Raw genomic sequence first — 19,411 nt, 5'->3', positions numbered from 1 at the left:
TGGCGGGGTGGTCGTGCTGGACGTGGAGCGGGGTGGTGGAGACCGTGTGGCCTGATCCCCGTCCGTACGGCTCTGGCACCGGGGAAGTGATGCCAGGACCGAACAGCCGGAGGTCGGACCCTGCGGGCGTGGTCAGAAGATGCCGGGCATCACCTCGTCCGACATGTCGGAGAACTGCTCCTCCTGCGACGAGGAGTACTCGTCCCACCGACGGGCGTCCCAGATCTCGAGGCGGTCCATGGCCCCGACCACCGCGACGTCGCGCTCGAGCCCGGCCCAGCTGCGGAGCACCGGCGGGATGGAGATGCGTCCCTGCTTGTCCGGCACCTCCGAGGAGGCCCCGGAGTAGAGCATGCGCACGAAGTTGCGGGCCTCGCGGTTCGTGAACGGCGTCTCGCGGATGCGGTCGGTGAACGCGCTGAACGAGTCGGTCGTCCAGCCGTAGATGCAGTTCTCCTGGCCGCGGGTCAGCACGATGCCGCCCTCGAGCCGGGGGCGGAACTTGGCGGGCAGGAACAGGCGGGACTTGTCGTCCAGACGCGGCGTGTAGGTGCCGAAGAAGTTGTTCGCATCGATGCCCACCTCCTTCCACCTCGCCCTCTGCGACGTGCCCCGTGGTGCGACCACCGCGCCACGAATGCTCCATTTCGCACCACAGTACCCCACACTCCACCACCGTCAAGCCGATTCGCCTGGTTTCGCGGCACCTTTCCGCCCGCCCTCTCCCCCGACGCCAGGACGGTCCGGCGCTGGGATTGCAGCCCTGCACCGGGAAGCGCGCCGACCCGGGGCGCGTGGTGGAGCGTGGTGGAGCGACATCGCCCCCACGGAGGGCGCATGGGCCCCGACGCCCGCTCGAGGACGCACGAGACCCCGCACGCACGACGACGCCGGGCCCCGCGTGTGCGGGACCCGGCGTCGGGTGGTGGTGCGAGGGCCGGCGACTCAGCGTCGCGGGCTCGGGTGGGTCAGAGGTCGTCGCCCTCCTGGCGACGCTGCCAGCGCTCCTCCATGCGGTCGACGAACGACCCGGAGGGCTTGGGCGAGGACGGGCGCGAGGGCGCGGCGTCGGGCGACGCGGCCAGACCGTGGCGCCAGGCCGTGACGAAGAAGTAGGCGCCGACCAGCATCACGAGGAACCCGGCGACACCGAGCCAGGTGGTGGCGGTGACCGCACCGGCGAACATGACGCCCAGGCCCACCAGGAAGCCGAGACCCGCCAGGACGGCGATCTTGCGGTTGCGCGCCGCCTGCTTGGACCCGCGCAGCGTCGAGGCGAAGTCGGGATCCTCGGCCGCAAGGGACTGCTCGAGCTGCTGGAGCAGGCGGGCTTCTTCGTCGGAGAGTGGCACGGGGGCCTCCTGGTCAGGTGGAACTACGTCAAGTCTAGGCGGGCGATGGTGTGCAGACCACCCGAGATCCCTGAGAACTCGCTGGACGACCGGACGAGTCGCTCGAGAGCGTACAGCCGCTCCCGCGCGCCGGGCTCGGTGTCGACCACCGCACTGGGCACGAGGTCGGCGAAGGTCCGCAGTCCCGACACGGAGGAGAGGGCGAACCCGGCTCCCTCCAGCTCGGCCGCGAGCTCGCTCTCGACGTACCGCCGAGGCCCCTGGGCGCGCAGGTCCCAGGTCGGCGCCGTCGAGCCGTGGATCGTGGCGGCACCGTCGAAGTCACCGGTGATCGCGCGGGCGAGCACCGCTGCCGGCCGTCCGGCCACGACCACGCTCACCACGCCCGACGGGCGCAGGACGCCGGCCACCGCGGCCAGGGCCTCCGCGGGATCGTCGACGTACTCGAGCACGCCGTGCAGGACCGCGAGGTCGGTGGAGGCGGCGGCGACGTGCTCGCCCAGGTCGGAGGTGTCGGCCAGGACGCCGACCACGTAGTCCTCGACGCCGGCCTCGGCGGCCCGACGACCGAGGGACGCCAGGGCGTCGGGGCTGGGGTCCACGACGGTCACCCGGTGGCCCAGCGCCGCCAGGCGGACGGCGTCACCGCCGGTTCCTCCTCCGACGTCGAGCACGTCGAAGGGGCCCTCCCCCGGCACGGCCGCGATCGCGTCGAGGACCGCCTGCCACATGATCTCCTGACGCACCGGACGCATGGCGCCACTGTGTCACAGCGCCTCGGTCCGCACCGAGGCTCCTCGCGCATGACCTAGGGTGCGGGCATGGCGAGGATCGTGGTGGTCGGCGGGGGCTTCGCCGGCACCTCGCTCGCGGCGCGTCTCGCGAAGCTGCGGCACGAGGTGGTGCTGCTCGAGGCCTCCGACCGGCTCGGCGGTCGTCTGCGCGGTCACCGGGTCGGTGACGGCGTGTGGCAGCTCGACCCCGACACGTTCACCCTCCCGGGGGTGCTGCGGGACCTGTTCCGCAAGTCCGGCCGCCCCCTGGACGCCGCACTGACCATCGAGACCGTCCCCGGGCGACGCCACGTGTTCGCCGACCGAACGGTGATGGACCTGCCCATGGGCCGACGGTCGGGCCAGGTCGACGCCTTCGTCGAGGCCTTCGGGGTCGACCCGTGGAGCCCCTGGCTCGACACGATGTCGGACCGTTGGGACACGGTGCGCCGACGTCTGCTCAACCAGGTCCCGGACGAGGACGCGCTCGACCGCTCCACCCGCCGGATCCTCGAGGCGCGGCGCACGCTGCGTCGCGAGACCCAGCGGGTCCTCGACGACCGGCAGCTGCGGCGCATCGTGCTGGACCCCGTGGTCCTGGCCGGCGACGACCCCCGCCTGGTGCCCGCCGCCGCAGCCGTCGTCCACCACGTGGAGAGGGGCTTCGGGCGGTGGGCCGTCGACGGTGGGATGCCCGCGCTGGCCGACGCCCTGACGACCCGCCTGCAGGAGCGTCGGGTCGAGGTCCGCCTGCACACCGCGGCCTCGGGGATCACCCGCGACCGGGGGTCCGTGACCGGCGTGACCACCGACGGCGGTCCGGTCGAGGCCGACGTCGTCGCCTGGTGCGCGCCGTGGTGGCCCGACGGCCTGCCGGAGCCGACGCTCCACCCGCGGATCCCGGCGCACCGCACGCTGGTCCGCCTGGCGGCGGACGCCCCCGACCTCCCCCGGGACGTGGCGATCCACTCGGACCCGCCCATGCAGCTGTGGGAGTCCTCGCCCGGCTGCTGGACGATCACGCACCACAACGCCGAGGACCCCCTCGTCGCACTCGTCCGCGTGGGCGTCGACCTGCGCGAGCACGTCGTCGAGCGCCACGACCTGCGACCGGCCGACCTGGTGCGTCTCGGCCACTGGGGCTGGCAGTGGAGGGGCTGGCGCACGATGCTCGAGCGACCGGGGCCGCGCCTGCCACCGGGTCTGCTCATGGCCGGGGCCCACGCCTACCCGGGCGGCTCCCTCGAGGAGATCGGCCTGGCCACCGAGGCCCTGGCCGAACGTCTCGGTCCCGTGCCCCGTCGTCCCGCCACCTGAGCAGACCTCAGACCAGACCCTCGCCCCGCAGGGTCTCGAAGATCTCGCGCGTCGCCTTGGACCGGTTGAGCGTGATGAAGTGCAGCCCGGGGGCACCGGCGGCCAGCAGGTCGCGGCACAGCTGCGTCGCGAGCTCGATGCCGCGCGTGCGCACCGCGTCCTTGTCGTCGGCGACCGGCTCGATGACGTCGAGCACCTCGCGCGGGATCTCCGCCCCCGAGAGCTCGGCCATGCGCGCGACCTGGCCGAAGTTCAGGATCGGCATGATGCCCGGCACGATCGGCAGGTCGCTACCTCGCGCCCGCGTGCGCTCGACGAGGTCGACGTAGTCCTGCACGCGGAAGAAGAACTGCGTGATCGCGAACTCCGCGCCCGCCCGGTGCTTGGCGACCAGGACGTCGGCGTCCGGGTCGCGGCCCCCGGCATCGGGGTGGCCCTCGGGGAAGGCCGCGACGCCGATCGAGAAGTCACCCAGGTCGCGTGCCAGCTCCACCAGCTCGATGGCGTGGTCCATGCCCCCGGGGTGCGGCTCCCAGGGCTCCCGCGGGCCACCCTTCGGATCGCCGCGCAGCGCGAGGACGTGGTGGATGCCGGCGCTCGCGTACTGCTTGAGCACCTGCTCGATCTCCGCGCGGCTCTGCCCCACGAGGGTGAGGTGCCCGATCGCGCGGATGCGGGACTGCTCGGCGATGCGCGACGTCACCCGCACCGTGCGCTCCTGGCTCGTGCCACCGGCCCCGTAGGTCACCGAGACGAACGTGGGCTGGAGCGGCTCGAGGTCGGCGATGGTGCGCCACAGCACCTCCTCGCCCGCATCGTCCTTCGGCGGGAAGAACTCGAACGACACGCACGGGCGTGGGTGGCGGAGGTCCTCGAGAAGCGATCGCGAGGACGTGGGCGCAGGACCGTCAGTCACGGGCCAACGGTATCGTCCGAACGGTGGGAGCAGCCGACCTTGACCGATTTCGGGACGACGTCGCACGTGAGCTCTCTCGCTTCGGCGACGATCGGCGCGCGGCCCTCGTCTCGGTGGGCCCCGACCTGGCCCCCTTCCTCGACGCGGCGACCTCGTTCGTGGCCGGGGGCAAGCGGTTGCGGGCGGCGTTCTGCCGGGCGGGCTGGCTGGTGGCAGGTGGTGACCCCGACGACCCCGCGGTGGTCACGGCCTCCGCCTCGCTGGAGTGGCTGCAGGGCAGCGCGCTGGTGCACGACGACCTCATGGACGGCTCGGACACCCGCCGAGGGAACCCCAGCGTCCACCGTGCCTTCGAGGCGCAGCACCGGGCCGGGGGCCAGGACGCCGTGGGGGACGCCGAGCGCTTCGGCCTGTCGACGGCGGTGCTCCTGGGCGACCTGATGCTGTCGTGGGCCGACGAGCAGCTGCGCTCGTCCGGCCTGCCGCGCGTCCCGGAGGCGTTGCACTTCCTCGACCTGTGCCGGTCCGAGGTCGTGGCGGGCCAGTACCTCGACGTCCTCGCCCAGACCCGTCCGACCGTGACGGTCGAGGAGGCCATGATCATCGTGCGGTTCAAGGCGGCCTCCTACACGGTGGAGCGGCCCCTGCACATCGGGGCGGCCCTCGCCGGCGCCGACGCCGACCTCATCGACGGGCTGAGCGCCGTCGCCCTACCTCTCGGCCAGGCCTTCCAGCTGCGCGACGACGTGCTCGGGGTCTTCGGCGACCCCGCGGTCACCGGCAAGCCCGCCGGGGACGACCTCCGAGAGGGCAAGCGCACCGTCCTCGTCGCCCGGGCCACCGAGCTCGGCAGCGACGACGACCGCGCCCTCCTCTCCCGCCTCCTCGGCACCCGCGAAGGGGTGGAGCCGCTCACGGACCTGATGGTGCGCACGGGCGCCCTCGCGGCGGTCGAGCGTGACATCGCGCGCCTCGAGGACGAGGCCGACGCCGCGATCACCGCGCTCGGCGACCACGCCCGGTCCGTCCTCGGCCCTCTGGCCCTGAGCGCGACCCGCCGCACCTCCTGACCCGCAAGGGGGTCCGGGCCGAACAGCGGGGCAGGACACGGGCGGCGGAGCACGCCCGGCGCGCGGGCGTTCTCTACACTCGTCGCAGGGTCAGCCGGCCCTGGGAGCGGACGTGAGGAGGTCCGGCGTGACGGTCATCCGCGACGACGCCCTCGTCGGACGCGTCCTCGACGGTCGCTACCGCGTGGGCGAACGGATCGCCCGTGGCGGCATGGCCAGCGTGTTCCACGGCCACGACGAGCGGCTCGACCGCCCCGTCGCGATCAAGGTCATGCACGCCGGCCTCGGCGACGACGACGAGTTCTCCCAGCGCTTCGAGCGCGAGGCCCGCGCCGCGGCCAAGCTGAACCACCGTGGCGTGGTGGCGGTCTTCGACCAGGGGCGCGACGGCGACGTCACCTACCTCGTCATGGAGTACGTCCCCGGCAGCACCCTGCGAGACGTCATGCGCGCGGAGACGCCGATGCCTCCCCTGCGAGCCCTGCACCTGCTGGCCGACGTGCTCACCGCGCTCTCGGCGGCCCACCGGGCCCACCTGGTGCACCGCGACGTCAAGCCCGAGAACGTCCTCATCACGCCTGACGGCGAGGTCAAGGTCGCCGACTTCGGCCTGGCGCGGGCCGTGAGCGCCGCGACCACCGCCACCGGCGGGACGCTCATCGGCACCGTCTCCTACCTGGCGCCCGAGATCGTGGTCAACGAGGGCGCCGACGCACGGTCCGACGTGTACGCGTGCGGCGCGCTGCTCTACGAGATGCTCACGGGCACCAAGCCGCACACGGGCGACTCCCCCATCCAGGTGGCCTACAAGCACGTGCACGAGGACATCGCCGCCCCGTCGGCGGTGCGTCCCGACCTCCCGCCCTACGTCGACGCCCTGGTCGCCCGCGCGACCGTCCGCGACCGCTCCCAGCGGTCGCAGGACGCCGGCGTGCTGCTGCGGCAGGTGCGTCTCGTCGAACGCGCCCTGGCCGAGGGGCTCGACGACGACCCCGACCTGACCGCCGACCTGCGGCCCCGTCCGATGGCCGCCGACGAGGAGCCGACCCGTCCCGTCGACCTCGAGCACGAGGCACCGGACGGCGAGCTCACGGGCCCGATGACGCCGGCCGAGGCGAGTGACCTCGACGACGGCGGCGAGACCGTGCTCGTCGACCGCGAGACCGGCGAGGTCGTCGCGCGCGCCGAGCCCACCATGCGGTGGAGCAGCGAGACGTGGACCGACAGCCGGACGGCGACGGCCGCCGCGGCACCGGGCCTCCACCCCGCCATGACCGCCGAGGACTACCAGCAGTCCCGCGACCAGGACCGTTCGAGCAGGCGCGGACGCGTGCTCCTGGTCGCAGCGGTCGTCTCCGCACTGCTGCTCGCCGCGTTCGGCTACTGGCTGGGCGTGGGCCGCTACGCCGACACGCCCCAGCTGGTGGGCCAGGCGGAGGCCCAGGCCGCCGAGGAGGCCGAGGCCGCAGGCTTCACGCTCGACGTCACCCGTCGAGCCTTCTCCGAGACCGCCCCGCTCGGCACGGTGCTCTCCACCGACCCCGCGGCCGGCGACCGCCTGCTGCCGGGCGACACGATCCACGCCGTGGTCTCCAAGGGCAAGGAGCGCTACGCGATCCCCAACGTCCAGGGACAGACCGTGGACCAGGCGCGCGTCGCGTTCGAGGAGCTGACGCTGCAGGTCGGCGACGTGACCGAGGCCTACAGCGAGAAGATCCCCGAGGGTCGCATCGTCCGCGCCGTGGACCAGAAGGTCGGTCAGCAGGTCAAGCGCGGCACCGTGATCGACCTCGTCGTGAGTCGCGGTCGCCAGCCGATCGACGTGGTCGACCAGACCGGGAAGTCGCAGGCCGACGCGGTGAAGGCGCTGGAGGACGCCTCCTTCGACGTGAACGTGACCCAGCGCTTCTCCGACGACGTCGACAAGGGCGTGGTCATCAGCCAGTCCCCGTCCGACGGCACCCGCTTCAAGGGCGACACGATCACGATCGTCGTCTCCCGCGGGCCCGAGAACGTCGACGTCCCCGACGTCATGGGCCGCCCCCGCACCGAGGCCGTGGCCGCTCTCGAGAAGGCCGGCTTCAAGGTCGACGTGAAGAACCGCATCCCCGGGGCCGACCGCGTCGTGTTCCAGGAGCCCGGCTCGGGCGAGGCCAAGGTCGGCTCGACCGTCACGATCTACGTCTGACCTCGCGGTCGGGCGCCTGCATCCACACCCGCGGGCTCGAGGGCGACGCACCCCACAGCACGTTTCTGGTGCACTCGTCCCAGTTGCACCTCTAGGCTGGCCTCGTGACCGCCTCCCCGACGCCGCCTGCCTCCCCCGAGCCCATCGACACCGCGCCGCGCATCGGTCCGGGTGACCGACGCGACCTCGGCCTCGTCAACCACGGCATCAGCAGCATCGCGGGCCGCGTCATCGGTGGCCACCGCCCGAACGTGTTCACCACGCTCGGGCGCCAGCGGCGACTGTTCCGCGCCTGGCTGATGTTCAGCGCGGCCCTCATGCCGTTCGGACGACTCCCGCGCACCGAGACCGAGCTGGTCATCCTGCACGTCGCGACCCTGCGCGGGTGCGACTACGAGCTCGACCACCACCGACGGATCGGCCGCAAGGTGGGACTGACGCCCGAGCAGGTCGAGCACGTCGGTGACGCCACGTGGGACGGCTGGACCGATCGTCAGCGCGTGCTGCTGGACGCGACGGCGTCACTGGTGCACGACCGCGACCTCGACGACGCCACGTGGGCCCGCGTGCGCGAGCACCTCGACGAGGCGACCGCGATCGAGCTGCTCATGCTGTGCGGGCAGTACGACGCGCTCGCCACCACGCTCATGACGCTGCGGGTGCCGCTCGACGGTCGCTGACCGCCGAGGGGTCGGTCAGCGCTCGCGCAGCATGTCGGCGACGAGGAACGCGAGCTCGAGCGACTGCTCCCGGTTGAGCCGCGGGTCGCACAGCGTCTCGTAGCGCGTCGCGAGGTCCTCGGCCGACAGCCGACGCCCGCCACCGACGCACTCGGTGACGTCGTCGCCGGTGAGCTCGACGTGCAGGCCACCCGGCCACGTGCCGAGCGAGCGGTGCACCTCGAAGAAGCCGCGGGTCTCGTCGATGACGTCGTCGAACTCCCGCGTCTTGTAGCCGGTGGACGCCTCGAACGTGTTGCCGTGCATCGGGTCGCACACCCACGCGACGTCGAGCCCGGCAGCGGTGACCTTCTCGACGAGGGCGGGCAGGAGGTCGCGGATCTTGCCGGCGCCGAAGCGCGTAATGAACGTGACCTTGCCGGGCGTGCGCTCGGGGTTGAGCTTCTCGTAGAGCGCGATCGCGTCGTCGGCCGAGGTGGTGGGGCCGAGCTTGACGCCGATGGGGTTGGCGATGTGGCTCAGCAGCTCCACGTGCGCGCCGTCGAGCTGACGGGTGCGCTCGCCGATCCACACGAAGTGACCGGACACGTCGTACGGCTGCTCCGTGCGTGAGTCGATGCGGGTGAGGGCGTGCTCGTACTCGAGGATCAGGGCCTCGTGCGAGGAGTAGAAGTCGACCGAGCGGAAGGCGTCGGGCTCCACGCCGATGGCGTCCATGAAGGCGAGGGCCCGGTCGATCTCGCCGCCGACCTTCTCGTAGCTGACGCCGACCGGGCTGTTCTTGACGAAGTCCTTGTTCCACTCGTGCATCTGGCGAAGGTCCGCGTAGCCACCGGTGGTGAAGGCACGGGCGAGGTTCAGGGTGGCGCTGGAGGCGTTGTAGACGTCGACGAGTCGCTGCGGGTCGTGCACGCGCGACTCGGGGGTGAAGTCGAAGCCGTTGACGGCGTCACCGCGGTACGCCGGCAGCGTGATGCCGTCACGGGTCTCGGTGTCGCGGGACCGCGGCTTGGCGTACTGGCCACCGAGGCGACCGAGCTTGACGACCGGCACGCTCGCCGCATAGGTCAGCACGACGGCCATCGACAGCAGCACCCGCAGCTTGTTGCGGACGTTCTCGGCGGTGACGCCCTCGAACGTCTCGGCGCAGTCGCCGCCCTGCAGCAGGAAGGCCTCGCCGCGCGCCACGGCGGCCATCCGGTCGCGGAGGTCGTCGCACTCGCCGGCAAACACGAGCGGTGGCATCCGGCGCAGCTGCCCGAGCGCACGCTCGCGCGCAGCAGGATCGGCATACGTGGGCTGCTGGGCAGCACCCATCGCATGGAGGTCGTCAAGGCTCGGAATGCTCACCGGTCAAGGATACGGGGACCCCGTCCGCGCCCACGACCACCCACGCACACGTGGACGCCGCCGGGGCGACCGCTGCCGGCCGAAGCCCAGGTCGGCGACCCCAGCCACCACAGGTCGAGCGAAGCGAGACAGGCGGCTGGGCGGAGCCCAGGGCGGCGACGAAGGAGCCGCCGAAGCGGCGAGGAACGAGCCGCGAGCCGCCTACCATCCCAGCGTTCCCGGAGCCCCCTTGAACGGTCCGCTCACGCGCGAGGTGATCCAGCCGCCGTAGAAGTCGCCGTCCTGGGCCTGGACGACCTCGCCGTCGACGGTGCAGCGGTCCATGCGGCCGGGGTAGAGGGCCAGGTGGTCGAGGAGCATCTCGTAGCCGGGCCGGGGCCGGGGGTAGGTCCAGGCTCCGGCGGGGACGACGCGGTCGCCGACGACGAGGTCCCAGTAGCTCGCCTCACCCTTGAACTCGCAGACCGTGGTGCCGGCGATCGGCCGGAGCACGCCCTCGGCCACGGCGTCGACGGGCAGGTAGTAGGTCGGCGGGTGACTGGTCTCGAGCACGCGGTAGCTGTGCGTGGTCCGCAGGATCTCGACACCACCGAGCTCGACGACGACCAGCTCGTCGCTGGGCTCGACTGCAGGCGGTCGCGGGTAGCTCCAGACGTCCTCGACGTCGCGTCCTTCACTCATCCGAACAGCACCTCGGCCTCCTCGTAGAGCTCGGGCCGGACGAGCTTGAGCTCACCGGTCCCCTCGCTGAGCGGGACCCGGACGATGTCGGTGCCACGCAACGCCATCATCATGCCGAAGTCGCCGTCGTGCACGGCCTGGATGGCGTGCAGCCCCAGGCGTGTGGCGAGCCACCGGTCGAACGCGGTCGGGGTGCCGCCGCGCTGCACGTGGCCCAGCACCACGGCCCGCGCCTCCTTGCCGGTGCGCTCCTCGATCTCCTGCGCCAGCCGCTCCCCCACGCCACCGAGCCGCACGTGGCCGAAGGCATCCTTCTCGCCGGACTGCAGCGTCATGCCCGTGCCGTCGGGCGAGGCGATCGGCACTGCTCCCTCGGACACGACCACGATGGGCGAGAATCTTGTGGCGAACCGGCTCTCCACCTGCGCGCAGACCTTGTCGATGTCGAACGGCCGTTCCGGGATCAGGATGATGTTCGCGCCCCCGGCGAGCCCGGAGTGCAGGGCGATCCAGCCGGCGTGGCGCCCCATGACCTCCACCACCAGCACCCGGTGGTGCGACTCGGCCGTCGTGTGCAGCCGGTCGATCGCCTCGGTGGCGATGTTGACGGCGGTGTCGAAGCCGAACGTGAAGTCGGTCCCCGACAGGTCGTTGTCGATGGTCTTCGGCACGCCGACGACGGCCACGCCGAGCTCGGCGAGGCGGGTGGCGACCCCGAGGGTGTCCTCGCCACCGATGGCGATCAGTGCGTCGCAGCCGCGGGACTCGAGCGTCGCGCGGATCCGCTCCACGCCGCCCTCGACGGCGAACGGGTTGGTCCGCGACGAGCCCAGGATGGTGCCGCCACGCGGCAGGATGCCCCGGACGTCGGCGACGCCCAGCTCGCGGGCGTCGTCCTCGAGCGGGCCGCGCCAGCCGTCACGGAAGCCGATGAACTCGTCATCGAACGTCTGGACCCCCTTGCGGACCACCGCCCGGATCACCGCGTTGAGTCCGGGGCAGTCACCGCCCCCGGTCAGTACTCCGATCCGCATGGCTCGCTCCTTCGTCGGTACCGACGTCGTGCCCGCCTCGTGCCGGGTGGGCCTCACTCGGGCTTGATCTGGTCCCACACCTCGTCGGACTCGGCGCGCTCGACCGCCTTGGCGGCCGCGCGCTCCGACTCCTTGTCGCGCTTCTTGGCGTCCTGGGCGTAGAGGTCGACGTACTCCTGGCCGGAGAGGCGCATGATCTCGTACATGATCTCGTCGGTGACGGCGCGCAGGATGAAGCGATCGCCCTCGAGGCCCTCGTAGCGGCTGAAGTCGAGCGGCTCGCCGAAGCGGACGCCCGGGCGAGCCATCTTGCCGAAGACCTTGCCGGGGGGCGCGACGACGTCGGTGTTGATGACGGCGAGCGGGATGACCGGTACGCCCGCCTCCAGTGCGATCCGCGCGACGCCCGTGCGACCGCGGTACAGCTTGCCGTCGTGGGAGCGGGTGCCCTCGGGGTAGATCCCGCACACCTCGCCCTCGGAGAGCAGCCGCAGCTGGGTCGCGATGGCGCCGGCGGCGGCGGAGCCGCTCGACCGGTCGATCGGGACCTGGCCTGCACCGGAGAAGAACTTCTTCTGGAACCAGCCCTTGATGCCGGGCGACTCGAAGTACTCGGCCTTGGCCACGAAGGTCACGCGACGCGGGATGACCAGCGGCATGAAGAGCCAGTCGCTGTAGGACAGGTGGTTGCTGGCCAGGATGACCGCCCCGTCCTTGGGCACGTTCTCGGTGCCCTCGGCCCAGGGCCGGAAGATCAGCTTCAACAGCGGACCCAGCGCCAGGAACTTCAGGAACCAGTAGAACAACGTCGCCTCCTCAGCGTCACCCGGACACTACCGCGCTCAGGGGGGTGCACGGTGGCGACACCGTGAGGGAGGATGCATCCATGAGCCCCACCTCCTCCGGATCCAGCGCGTCGCAGCCCTCCGTCGTGCCGGGAGCCGAGCCCTTCACGAGCGACGGCGGACCCGTCGGGGTCCTGCTGAGCCACGGCTTCACCGGCTCGCCGTACTCGATGGTCCCCTGGGGTCGCGACCTCGCCGACCGGGGCTACACGGTGCGGGTGCCCCGTCTGCCCGGCCACGGCACGACGTGGCAGCAGATGAACCGCACCACCTGGTCGGACTGGTACGGCGCGCTCGAGACCGAGCTGGACATCCTGCGCGACACCTGCGAGCGGGTCGTCGTGGGTGGGCTCTCCATGGGCGGCTGCCTCGCCCTGCGGCTGGCCGAGCAGCGTCCGCACGACGTCGACGCGGTGGTCGTGGTCAATCCCGCCATCGCCTCGCGCGACCCGCGACTGAAGGCCGTCCGCCTCCTCAAGTGGGTCGTCCCCTCGCTCGAGGCGATCGGTGGCGACATCAAGAAGCCGGGGATCGAGGAGAACGCGTACGACCGCACGCCGCTGAGGGCCCTGCACTCGATGATGCAGCTCTGGGGCGACGTGCGGGCCGACCTCGGACGGATCAAGGCCCCGGTGCTCTTCTTCCGCTCCACCGACGACCACGTCGTCGACGACAGCACCCTGTCGCTGGTGCGCGAAGGGCTGCGCCCCGGGCTCGGGGAGTTCGTCACGCTCGAGAACAGCTACCACGTGGCCACCCTCGACAACGACGCACCGCAGATCTTCGAGCGCTCCGCCTCATTCATCGCCGAGCACGCAGGGCCGGGACGCGCCGGTGGCTGACGTGGGCGGCCCCGGCTCGGGCGGGCGAGGGCCGGGCGACACAGGACCGGACGGGAACGCACCGGGCGACGGTCCCGACGAGGGCGGGCGCGACGCGTTCGACGACATCGTCAGCCGCCTCGACCTCGACCTGCCCTTCCCCGCGGAGGCCGACGAGCCCGACCCGGCACCGGTCGAGGAGCCTGCCGAGCCCGAGCCGTTCGAGCTCGACGACGAGCCCGACCCGGTGGACGAGCAGTTCTACCGTCGGGTCGACCCGGGTCCGGGTCGGCCCATGCACCGTGGGCGAGCCGTCGCCTGGGGCGGCCTGGTGGGATCGCCGCTGCTGCTCATGTTCGCCTCGCTGGCGGGTCAGTGGTTGTCCAGCCCCGTCCTGCTCGGCGCGGCCCTCACCTTCGTCGCCTCGGCGATCTACTTGATCGCGCAGCTGCCCGAACACGGACCCTCGCAGCGGGATTGGCCGGACGACGGCGCCGCGCTGTGAGTCGGGCCATGTCGGCCGCGCCGATCAGCCCGGCCTCGGGGCCGAGGTGCGCGCGGACGATCCGGGCCTCGGACCGGTAGCCGCGACCCGTCAGCGTGCGCGAGTAGGCCTCGCGTGCCGGGCCCAGCAGCATCTCGCCGGCGTCGCTCACCCCTCCGCCGACGACGAACAGACCGGGGTCGAGCGCCGCGGCGAGGTTGGCCATGCCGACGCCGAGCCAGTCGCCGACGTCGGCGATCCAGGAGATCGCCTCCTCGTCGCCGTCCTGCGCGAGCGGAGTGACGTGCGCCCCCTCGACGCGATCGGCCCCACCGGCGGCCTCGGCCAGCCGGCGGCCGATGGGCGAGCCCTCGGCCACCGCCGCCGCCGCCCGACGTCCGAGCACGCGCCCGCTGGCGTACTGCTCCCAGCAACCGAGGTTCCCGCACTCGCACCGGTTGCCGCCGGGCACGACCTGCATGTGCCCGAACTCCCCCGCGATGCCGAAGTGGCCGCGGTACGGCAGTCCGTCGATGACGAGCGCGCCGCCGATGCCGGTGCCGAGCGTGATGAGGACCAGGTCGGGCTCGTTCTGCGCGGCCCCGAACCGCCACTCGGCCCAACCGCTGGTGTTGGCGTCGTTGTCGACCATCACGGGCAGCATCGTCCGGCGGGCGACCCGGTCGCGCAGCGGCTCGTGCCGCCACGCCAGGTGCGGCGCGAAGAGGACGGTCGACTGCGACGCGTCGACGAAGCCTGCGGCGCCGATGCCCACGGCCTTGACCGGGAGCTCGGCGCGGAACTCCGCCGTGATCTCGGTGATCGCGTCGAGCACGGCCTCCGGCTCGGTCGTGGGCGTCTCGCGGCGGGTGCGGGCGACGACCCGTCCGTCCTCGTCGACCACGCCGGCCGCGATCTTGGTGCCGCCGATGTCGATGCCGACGGCCAACCTGTCCGCCATGTCAGTCCCCTGTTCCTGAGCCGGGTGCGGAGCCGACCCTCTGCGCCGTCGCCCTGCGGGCGGAGCGGCCGAGGTCGGCGGCGCCGACGATGCCGGCGTCGTTGCCGAGGGTCGCGAGGCGCACCTCGGCCACACGACGGTGGAAGCGCGCGGGCAGGTGCTCCTCGAAGGCCTCCCGCACGGGGTCGAGCAGGAGGTCGGCGGCTGCCCCGACCCCGCCCCCGATCACGATGACGCTCGGGTCGAGCACGGCGGCGAGCGAGGCGCAGCCCTCGCCGATCCAGGCCCCGAGGTCGCGCAGCAGGTCCACCGCGAACGGGTCGCCCTCCTGGGCGAGGTCGGTGACCAGCGGACCCTTGATCTTCGCGACGCCACCGGCGCGGGCCACGAGGGCCGCCGCTGCCGGGTCGTCGCTCGCAGCCCGTTCACGTGCCTCGGCCACGAGGGCGCTGCCGCTCGCGTACTTCTCGAAGCACCCGTGCTGACCGCACCCGCACAGGCGCCCGTCGCGGACGAGCCGCAGGTGCCCGATCTCGGCCGCCGCGCCGAACCCGCCGCGCATGAGGTCGCCGTCCTGGATCACGCCACCACCGACCCCGGTACCGATGGTCACGAGCAGCAGGTCGTCGGAGTCGGCACCGGCCCCGAACCGGTACTCGCCCCAGGCCGCGGCGTTGGCGTCGTTCTCGACGACGACGGGCAGCTCGACCAGCCGGGCGATCCGCGCACCCAGCGGCTCGTCGCGCCAGTCGATGTTGGGGGCGAAGGTGACCGTGGACCGGTCGGCCGCGACGAACCCCGCCGCACCCACACCGATCCCGGCGACCGGGTGCTGGGCCTGCGCACGGAGCCGGCCCACCAGGTCGGCCACGAGCCCGGCGATGGCGTCGGCGTCGGGCGTGGGCTCCGAGACGCTGGCCAGGATGGTGCCGTCGGGCCCCACGAGGCCGGCGGCGATCTTGGTGCCGCCGATGTCGACCCCCACGCCGAGGCGCGTGTCGTGGTCGTGCGTCGAGCTCATCGGCTCGCCTCTCCGTCGTCGGTACGTCGGTCGCTCGTGTCGTGGGTGCCGTCGCCCTGGCGCAACGCGGTCTCGAACGCGTCGCGCACGGTGCGCGCGAAGTGCAGCGCCGCCACGGCGACCTCCTCGACCACGTCGGGGTTGGTCTTCACGAAGCCCACCACCTGGCACACCGGGCACCACGACGTGGTGCACACGTGCGCGTCGGCGTCGGGCGACCCGGCGTCGGCGTCGTTCCGCCGGGGCGCCGTGGTGTCGGCGTCGACGGCGAGCGCTCGCAACAGCTTGAGGGTCTCCTGTCCCAGCGACCCCACCTCGTCGTCAGCCAAGAGTCTCGACCCGTTGCTTCAAGCCGCTCAGGGCCGCGTCGATGATGACCTTCTCGGCCTTGCGCTTGAGCGTGCCGAGCAGCGGCACGGCGACGTCGACGGCGAGCTGGTAGGTCACCCGCGTCCCGCCGGCCACCTCGGCCAGCGCGTACGTGCCGTCGAGCGCGGTCAGCACCGTGGCCTTCTCCGCCAGGCTCCACGACACCGACCGGTCGCCGTCCCAGGTGTAGAGCAGCTCGTAGGTGTCGCGGATGGGTGCGGCGTCGAGGGTGAAACGGACCCGGTCGGCCCGATCGCCGACGGAGTCGCTGGCAGCTCCCGGCTCGACCACCTCGGCGCTGCGGACGCCGGTGGCCCACGACGGATAGGCGTCGAAGTCGGCGATCACGGCCATGACGTCCGACGGTGCGGCATCGATGACGATGTCGCTCGTGGTGCGCGCCATGGGCCCTCCTCGCTTCCTCGGGATCCTCATCGTAGTGGGACGCCGCTCCACGTCCGCCCCGCGGCTCCCGTGCCCGTTCGACGCCGAGTAGCCTGCCGTACGTGAACGCTGCGGACGGTGACCGACCTGACCCTGCCGCGTCGGACGGACGCCCCGACCGGGGCAACCTGACCGACGACGTGCTCGACCGCCTCGCGGCCGATCCGGAGGCCGTGGCCCTCGCCCGACGTGGGCCGGACGGCTGGTCCGACGTGACGATCGGCGCGTTCCACGCCGACGTCGTCACCGTCGCCAAGGGACTCCTCGCGGCAGGCGTCCGGCCGGGCGACCGGGTCGCCCTCCTGTCGCGCACGCGGTACGAGTGGACGCTCGTGGACTACGCCGTCTGGTGGGCCGGAGCGGTCACCGTGCCGATCTACGAGACGTCCTCGACCGACCAGGTGGCGTGGATCCTCTCCGACTCCGGCGCCGTCGCAGCCGTCGTGGAGAGCGCACAGCACCTCGGACGGGTCGACGAGGCCCGTCGCGACGCCCCGGACCTGAAGCACGTGTGGACCATCGACGAGGGCGGCCTCGACGAGGTCCGCTCCGCCGCGGGCGTCAGCGACGCACAGCTCGAGCAGGCCAGGGCGACCCTCACGTCGGACTCGCTCGCCACCCTCATCTACACGTCAGGCACCACGGGCCGTCCCAAGGGCTGCCGGCTCACGCACGGCAACTTCCGGGCCGAGCTCTCCGGGGCGCTCGAGCAGCTGCCCGATCTGTTCGGCCGCGAGAACGCCTCGACACTGCTCTTCCTGCCGCTGGCGCACGTGTTCGCGCGGATCATCCAGGTCGGCGCCATCCGCTCCGGCACCCGGCTGGGCCACACGGCCGACGTGAAGGACCTGGTGGCCGACCTCGGCGAGTACCAGCCCACGTTCGTCCTGGCGGTCCCCCGCGTCTTCGAGAAGGTCTTCAACTCCGCAAGCACCAAGGCCTACGCCGACGGCAAGGGTCCGATCTTCGACCGGGCCGTGGCGACGGCGATCGCCTACAGCAAGGCCCAGGACGCGACGACGAGGCGCGGGAAGCCCAAGCGGGTGGGGGCGGCCCTGCGCGCCAAGCACGCCCTCTTCGACCGGCTGGTGTTCGCCAAGCTGCGTCAGGCGCTGGGTGGCCACGCCGAGTGGGCGATCTCCGGCGGCGCGCCGCTCGGCGACCGGCTGGCGCACTTCTACCGGGGCATCGGCGTCACGGTGCTCGAGGGCTACGGCCTCACCGAGACCACGGCGGCTCTGTGCGTGAACACGCCGTCCGACCAGCGCATCGGGACGGTCGGGCGTCCGTTCCCCGAGACCGAGGTACGGGTCGGCGACGACGGCGAGCTGCTGTTCCGCGGCCCCCAGGTGTTCACCGGGTACTGGAACAACGACGAGGCCACGGCCGGGGCGCTCGACCCCGACGGCTGGTTCGCCACCGGCGACCTCGGCGACGTCGACGACGACGGCTTCGTCCGCATCACCGGTCGCAAGAAGGAGATCATCGTGACCGCCGGCGGCAAGAACGTCGCCCCCGCGGTGCTCGAGGACCGGGTCCGCGCCCACCCGCTGGTGAGCCAGTGCCTCGTGGTCGGCGACGGCAAGCCGTTCATCGCCGCGCTCGTGACGATCGACCGGGAGGCCTGGACCGGACCCCTGGACTCCCCCGAGCTGGAGACGCAGGTCCAGCAGGCCGTCGACGACGCCAACGCCCTGGTCTCGCAGGCGGAGTCGATCCGCAAGTTCGTCATCCTCGACGACGACTGGACCGAGGAGAACGGCTACCTGACGCCGTCGTTCAAGGTCAAGCGGACCGCGGTGCTGCGCGACCTTCACGACACGGTCGAGGCGCTCTTCTCCAGGTAGGCGCGCCACCGGGCGGTGATCTGCTCGACGCTCAGCCCGAGGCGCTCCCGGGCGGCGTCCGCGACGTCGCCACCGTCACGCACGTCCTCGTAGAAGGCCACGATCCGGTCGTTCGACGTCTCGTCGGCGAGCATCTCGAAGACGAGCCATGCGGACTCGTAGACCGCGCCGAGCCCGTGCCCGCCGGCGGAGGCGAAGGCCTGGGCGTCGGGAAGGGCGTCGGGCGGGCCGTCGGCACGGACCTGGGCGAGGATCTGCCCGGCGCTCACCGCGAGCGGCGCGTCGTCGTCGCGCAGCGCCACGTAGTCGGCGAAGCCCTCGGCCACCCACGTCACCATCGAGGTCCCGACCGCTCCGGTGAGCAGGTGCGCGGCCTCGTGCGTGATGACGACCTGCCGGGCGCGGGCGTCCATGCCGGCGAAGAGGTCGGGGTTGAGCACCACGACCCGCGCGGTCCCGGTGGAGCCGTCGACGGTGGTCGTGACACCGGCGATCGCGGCCACGTCCTCCTGGGACTGGCCCACCAGCGCCGCGGTCGTGGCCCTGCTGCTGGGGGCGATCACCGTGAGCCGACCGTCGGCCTCCGGCACCGTCGCCCGCACGCTGCGGTCCGCAGCCCTGGCCGCGGCCAGGGCGTCGAGGTCGGGCACGCCACCGTCGATGCTCACCACGCGGACCGCGTCGCCTGCCGACTGGACACGCACGTCGCCCGCCAGCCAGAGCGGGAGGCGGTCCCCCACGGCCGCGGCCCCGCGCACGGCGAAGGTGCCGTCGTCCCGGGGGTCGAGGCGCAGCCCCACCTGCGTGGACCGGACGCTCGTGCCGGCCACGGGCGACGCGTCACCGGCTCGCCACGAGACCTCGACCGTCGCGAGGGTGGAGCCGTCGGCGCGGTCCGCCACGTCACCGCCCGAGACGTAGCGCAGCGACACGTCCGTCACCGAGAGCGCCTCGCGCGCCTGCCAGGCCTGCTCGGCGAACGTGCGCGCCCGGGACCCCTCGCCGGCTGCGGCGACGAACTCCTGCTCCGTCGTGGCCCGTGAGAGCGCGGTCAGCTGGTCCGCCAGCACGACACGTGCGTCGTCGGGGATCGCGACGACGTCCACGTCCTCCGACCCGCCTGACCAGGGCCGCTGCCAGAGCAGCACCGCGAGCGCGACCCCGAGGAGGACGAGCGCGGCCGTGATGTTGGCCGAAGGCCTCCTCACGGCGCGCCCGTCATGATCTCGCCGTCATCCGACACGCGGCACGGGTCGGC

The 19,411-nt window shown here is 72.6% G+C and carries 20 protein-coding genes; 7 read left to right on the top strand and 13 right to left on the bottom strand.

Features of this window, described 5'->3' with window-relative positions; all coding sequences use genetic code 11:
* Positions 1-132 precede the first annotated feature (132 nt).
* The 3 genes from mraZ to ASF35_RS09175 form a co-directional block, all read right to left on the bottom strand.
* Entirely contained in the window at positions 133-582 is a 450-nt protein-coding gene (mraZ, locus tag ASF35_RS09185; protein WP_250246796.1) for a division/cell wall cluster transcriptional repressor MraZ, read from the bottom strand.
* A gap of 386 nt (positions 583-968) precedes the next feature.
* Positions 969-1,352: a DUF3040 domain-containing protein gene (locus ASF35_RS09180; RefSeq protein WP_055965740.1), complete on the bottom strand. Its 384-nt coding sequence runs from the start codon at positions 1,350-1,352 to the stop codon at positions 969-971.
* Between the two features lie 23 nt (positions 1,353-1,375).
* Positions 1,376-2,107: a bifunctional 2-polyprenyl-6-hydroxyphenol methylase/3-demethylubiquinol 3-O-methyltransferase UbiG gene (locus ASF35_RS09175; RefSeq protein ID WP_055965737.1), complete on the bottom strand. Its 732-nt coding sequence runs from the start codon at positions 2,105-2,107 to the stop codon at positions 1,376-1,378.
* Positions 2,108-2,173: 66 nt separating this feature from the next.
* Here ASF35_RS09175 and ASF35_RS09170 point away from each other — a divergent pair, with 66 nt between their 5' ends.
* Positions 2,174-3,442, top strand: a complete 1,269-nt coding sequence (locus ASF35_RS09170; protein WP_055965735.1) for an NAD(P)/FAD-dependent oxidoreductase — start codon at positions 2,174-2,176, stop codon at positions 3,440-3,442.
* Positions 3,443-3,449: 7 nt separating this feature from the next.
* On the opposite strand, the gene metF is transcribed toward ASF35_RS09170, so the two are convergent.
* Positions 3,450-4,358, bottom strand: a complete 909-nt coding sequence (gene metF / locus ASF35_RS09165) for a methylenetetrahydrofolate reductase [NAD(P)H] (RefSeq protein ID WP_055965733.1) — start codon at positions 4,356-4,358, stop codon at positions 3,450-3,452.
* 23 nt (positions 4,359-4,381) lie between these two features.
* On the opposite strand from metF, the gene ASF35_RS09160 reads away from it, so the two are divergent.
* The 3 genes from ASF35_RS09160 to ASF35_RS09150 all read left to right on the top strand — a co-directional run bounded on the left by ASF35_RS09160 (position 4,382) and on the right by ASF35_RS09150 (position 8,296).
* Positions 4,382-5,428, top strand: a complete 1,047-nt coding sequence (locus ASF35_RS09160) for a polyprenyl synthetase family protein (RefSeq protein WP_055965731.1) — start codon at positions 4,382-4,384, stop codon at positions 5,426-5,428.
* Between the two features lie 127 nt (positions 5,429-5,555).
* On the top strand, positions 5,556-7,616 hold the full coding sequence (gene pknB, locus ASF35_RS09155) for a Stk1 family PASTA domain-containing Ser/Thr kinase (RefSeq protein WP_055965729.1): 2,061 nt from the start codon (positions 5,556-5,558) through the stop codon (positions 7,614-7,616).
* A 104-nt stretch (positions 7,617-7,720) separates the two neighbouring features.
* Positions 7,721-8,296: a carboxymuconolactone decarboxylase family protein gene (locus tag ASF35_RS09150; protein WP_235493019.1), complete on the top strand. Its 576-nt coding sequence runs from the start codon at positions 7,721-7,723 to the stop codon at positions 8,294-8,296.
* A 15-nt stretch (positions 8,297-8,311) separates the two neighbouring features.
* Here the strand turns inward: ASF35_RS09150 and ASF35_RS09145 are convergent, their stop codons facing one another.
* The 4 genes from ASF35_RS09145 to ASF35_RS09130 all read right to left on the bottom strand — a co-directional run bounded on the left by ASF35_RS09145 (position 8,312) and on the right by ASF35_RS09130 (position 12,167).
* Entirely contained in the window at positions 8,312-9,646 is a 1,335-nt protein-coding gene (locus ASF35_RS09145) for a class II 3-deoxy-7-phosphoheptulonate synthase (RefSeq protein ID WP_369796998.1), read from the bottom strand.
* Between the two features lie 201 nt (positions 9,647-9,847).
* Positions 9,848-10,327 (bottom strand): DUF427 domain-containing protein, encoded by a 480-nt coding sequence (locus ASF35_RS09140; RefSeq protein ID WP_055965725.1) that lies wholly within the window; start codon positions 10,325-10,327, stop codon positions 9,848-9,850.
* On the bottom strand, positions 10,324-11,361 hold the full coding sequence (locus ASF35_RS09135; protein WP_055965723.1) for a 6-phosphofructokinase: 1,038 nt from the start codon (positions 11,359-11,361) through the stop codon (positions 10,324-10,326). Before ASF35_RS09135 ends, ASF35_RS09140 begins: the two co-directional genes overlap by 4 nt.
* A gap of 53 nt (positions 11,362-11,414) precedes the next feature.
* Positions 11,415-12,167, bottom strand: a complete 753-nt coding sequence (locus tag ASF35_RS09130) for a 1-acyl-sn-glycerol-3-phosphate acyltransferase (RefSeq protein ID WP_055965721.1) — start codon at positions 12,165-12,167, stop codon at positions 11,415-11,417.
* Between the two features lie 80 nt (positions 12,168-12,247).
* Here ASF35_RS09130 and ASF35_RS09125 point away from each other — a divergent pair, with 80 nt between their 5' ends.
* A complete protein-coding gene (locus tag ASF35_RS09125) occupies positions 12,248-13,048 on the top strand; it encodes a carboxylesterase (RefSeq protein ID WP_055965719.1) in 801 nt (266 codons plus the stop codon).
* Positions 13,041-13,532, top strand: a complete 492-nt coding sequence (locus ASF35_RS09120; protein ID WP_055965717.1) for a hypothetical protein — start codon at positions 13,041-13,043, stop codon at positions 13,530-13,532. The genes ASF35_RS09125 and ASF35_RS09120 overlap by 8 nt, the downstream gene beginning before the upstream one ends.
* Here ASF35_RS09120 and ASF35_RS09115 read toward each other — a convergent pair.
* Genes ASF35_RS09115 through ASF35_RS09100 form a run of 4 tightly spaced genes read right to left on the bottom strand, consistent with a single transcriptional unit; the run spans position 13,438 to position 16,267 of the window.
* On the bottom strand, positions 13,438-14,472 hold the full coding sequence (locus ASF35_RS09115) for an ROK family glucokinase (RefSeq protein ID WP_055965714.1): 1,035 nt from the start codon (positions 14,470-14,472) through the stop codon (positions 13,438-13,440). The genes ASF35_RS09120 and ASF35_RS09115 overlap by 95 nt on opposite strands.
* Position 14,473: 1 nt before the next feature.
* Positions 14,474-15,493, bottom strand: a complete 1,020-nt coding sequence (locus ASF35_RS09110) for an ROK family glucokinase (protein WP_055965712.1) — start codon at positions 15,491-15,493, stop codon at positions 14,474-14,476.
* Positions 15,490-15,822 carry a hypothetical protein gene (locus ASF35_RS09105; RefSeq protein WP_156367991.1) on the bottom strand — a complete coding sequence of 111 codons (333 nt, stop codon included), beginning with the start codon at positions 15,820-15,822 and terminating at the stop codon, positions 15,490-15,492. The genes ASF35_RS09110 and ASF35_RS09105 overlap by 4 nt, the downstream gene beginning before the upstream one ends.
* Complete coding sequence (locus ASF35_RS09100) at positions 15,815-16,267, bottom strand: SRPBCC family protein (protein ID WP_055965708.1); 453 nt, start codon at positions 16,265-16,267, stop codon at positions 15,815-15,817. Before ASF35_RS09100 ends, ASF35_RS09105 begins: the two co-directional genes overlap by 8 nt.
* 101 nt (positions 16,268-16,368) lie before the next feature.
* Between ASF35_RS09100 and ASF35_RS09095 the strand changes: the two genes are divergently transcribed.
* Positions 16,369-18,153 (top strand): long-chain fatty acid--CoA ligase, encoded by a 1,785-nt coding sequence (locus tag ASF35_RS09095; RefSeq protein WP_055965705.1) that lies wholly within the window; start codon positions 16,369-16,371, stop codon positions 18,151-18,153.
* Here ASF35_RS09095 and ASF35_RS09090 read toward each other — a convergent pair.
* Positions 18,120-19,361 (bottom strand): hypothetical protein, encoded by a 1,242-nt coding sequence (locus ASF35_RS09090; protein ID WP_055965703.1) that lies wholly within the window; start codon positions 19,359-19,361, stop codon positions 18,120-18,122. The two genes, ASF35_RS09095 and ASF35_RS09090, sit on opposite strands and share 34 nt — an antisense overlap.
* Between the last annotated feature and the right edge of the window lie 50 nt (positions 19,362-19,411).

This window comes from Aeromicrobium sp. Leaf291 (assembly GCF_001423365.1).
GTDB lineage: Bacteria > Actinomycetota > Actinomycetes > Propionibacteriales > Nocardioidaceae > Aeromicrobium.
The sequence above is the reverse complement of the archived record's forward strand: the minus strand, read 5'-3'. Positions and strand labels throughout refer to the sequence as shown.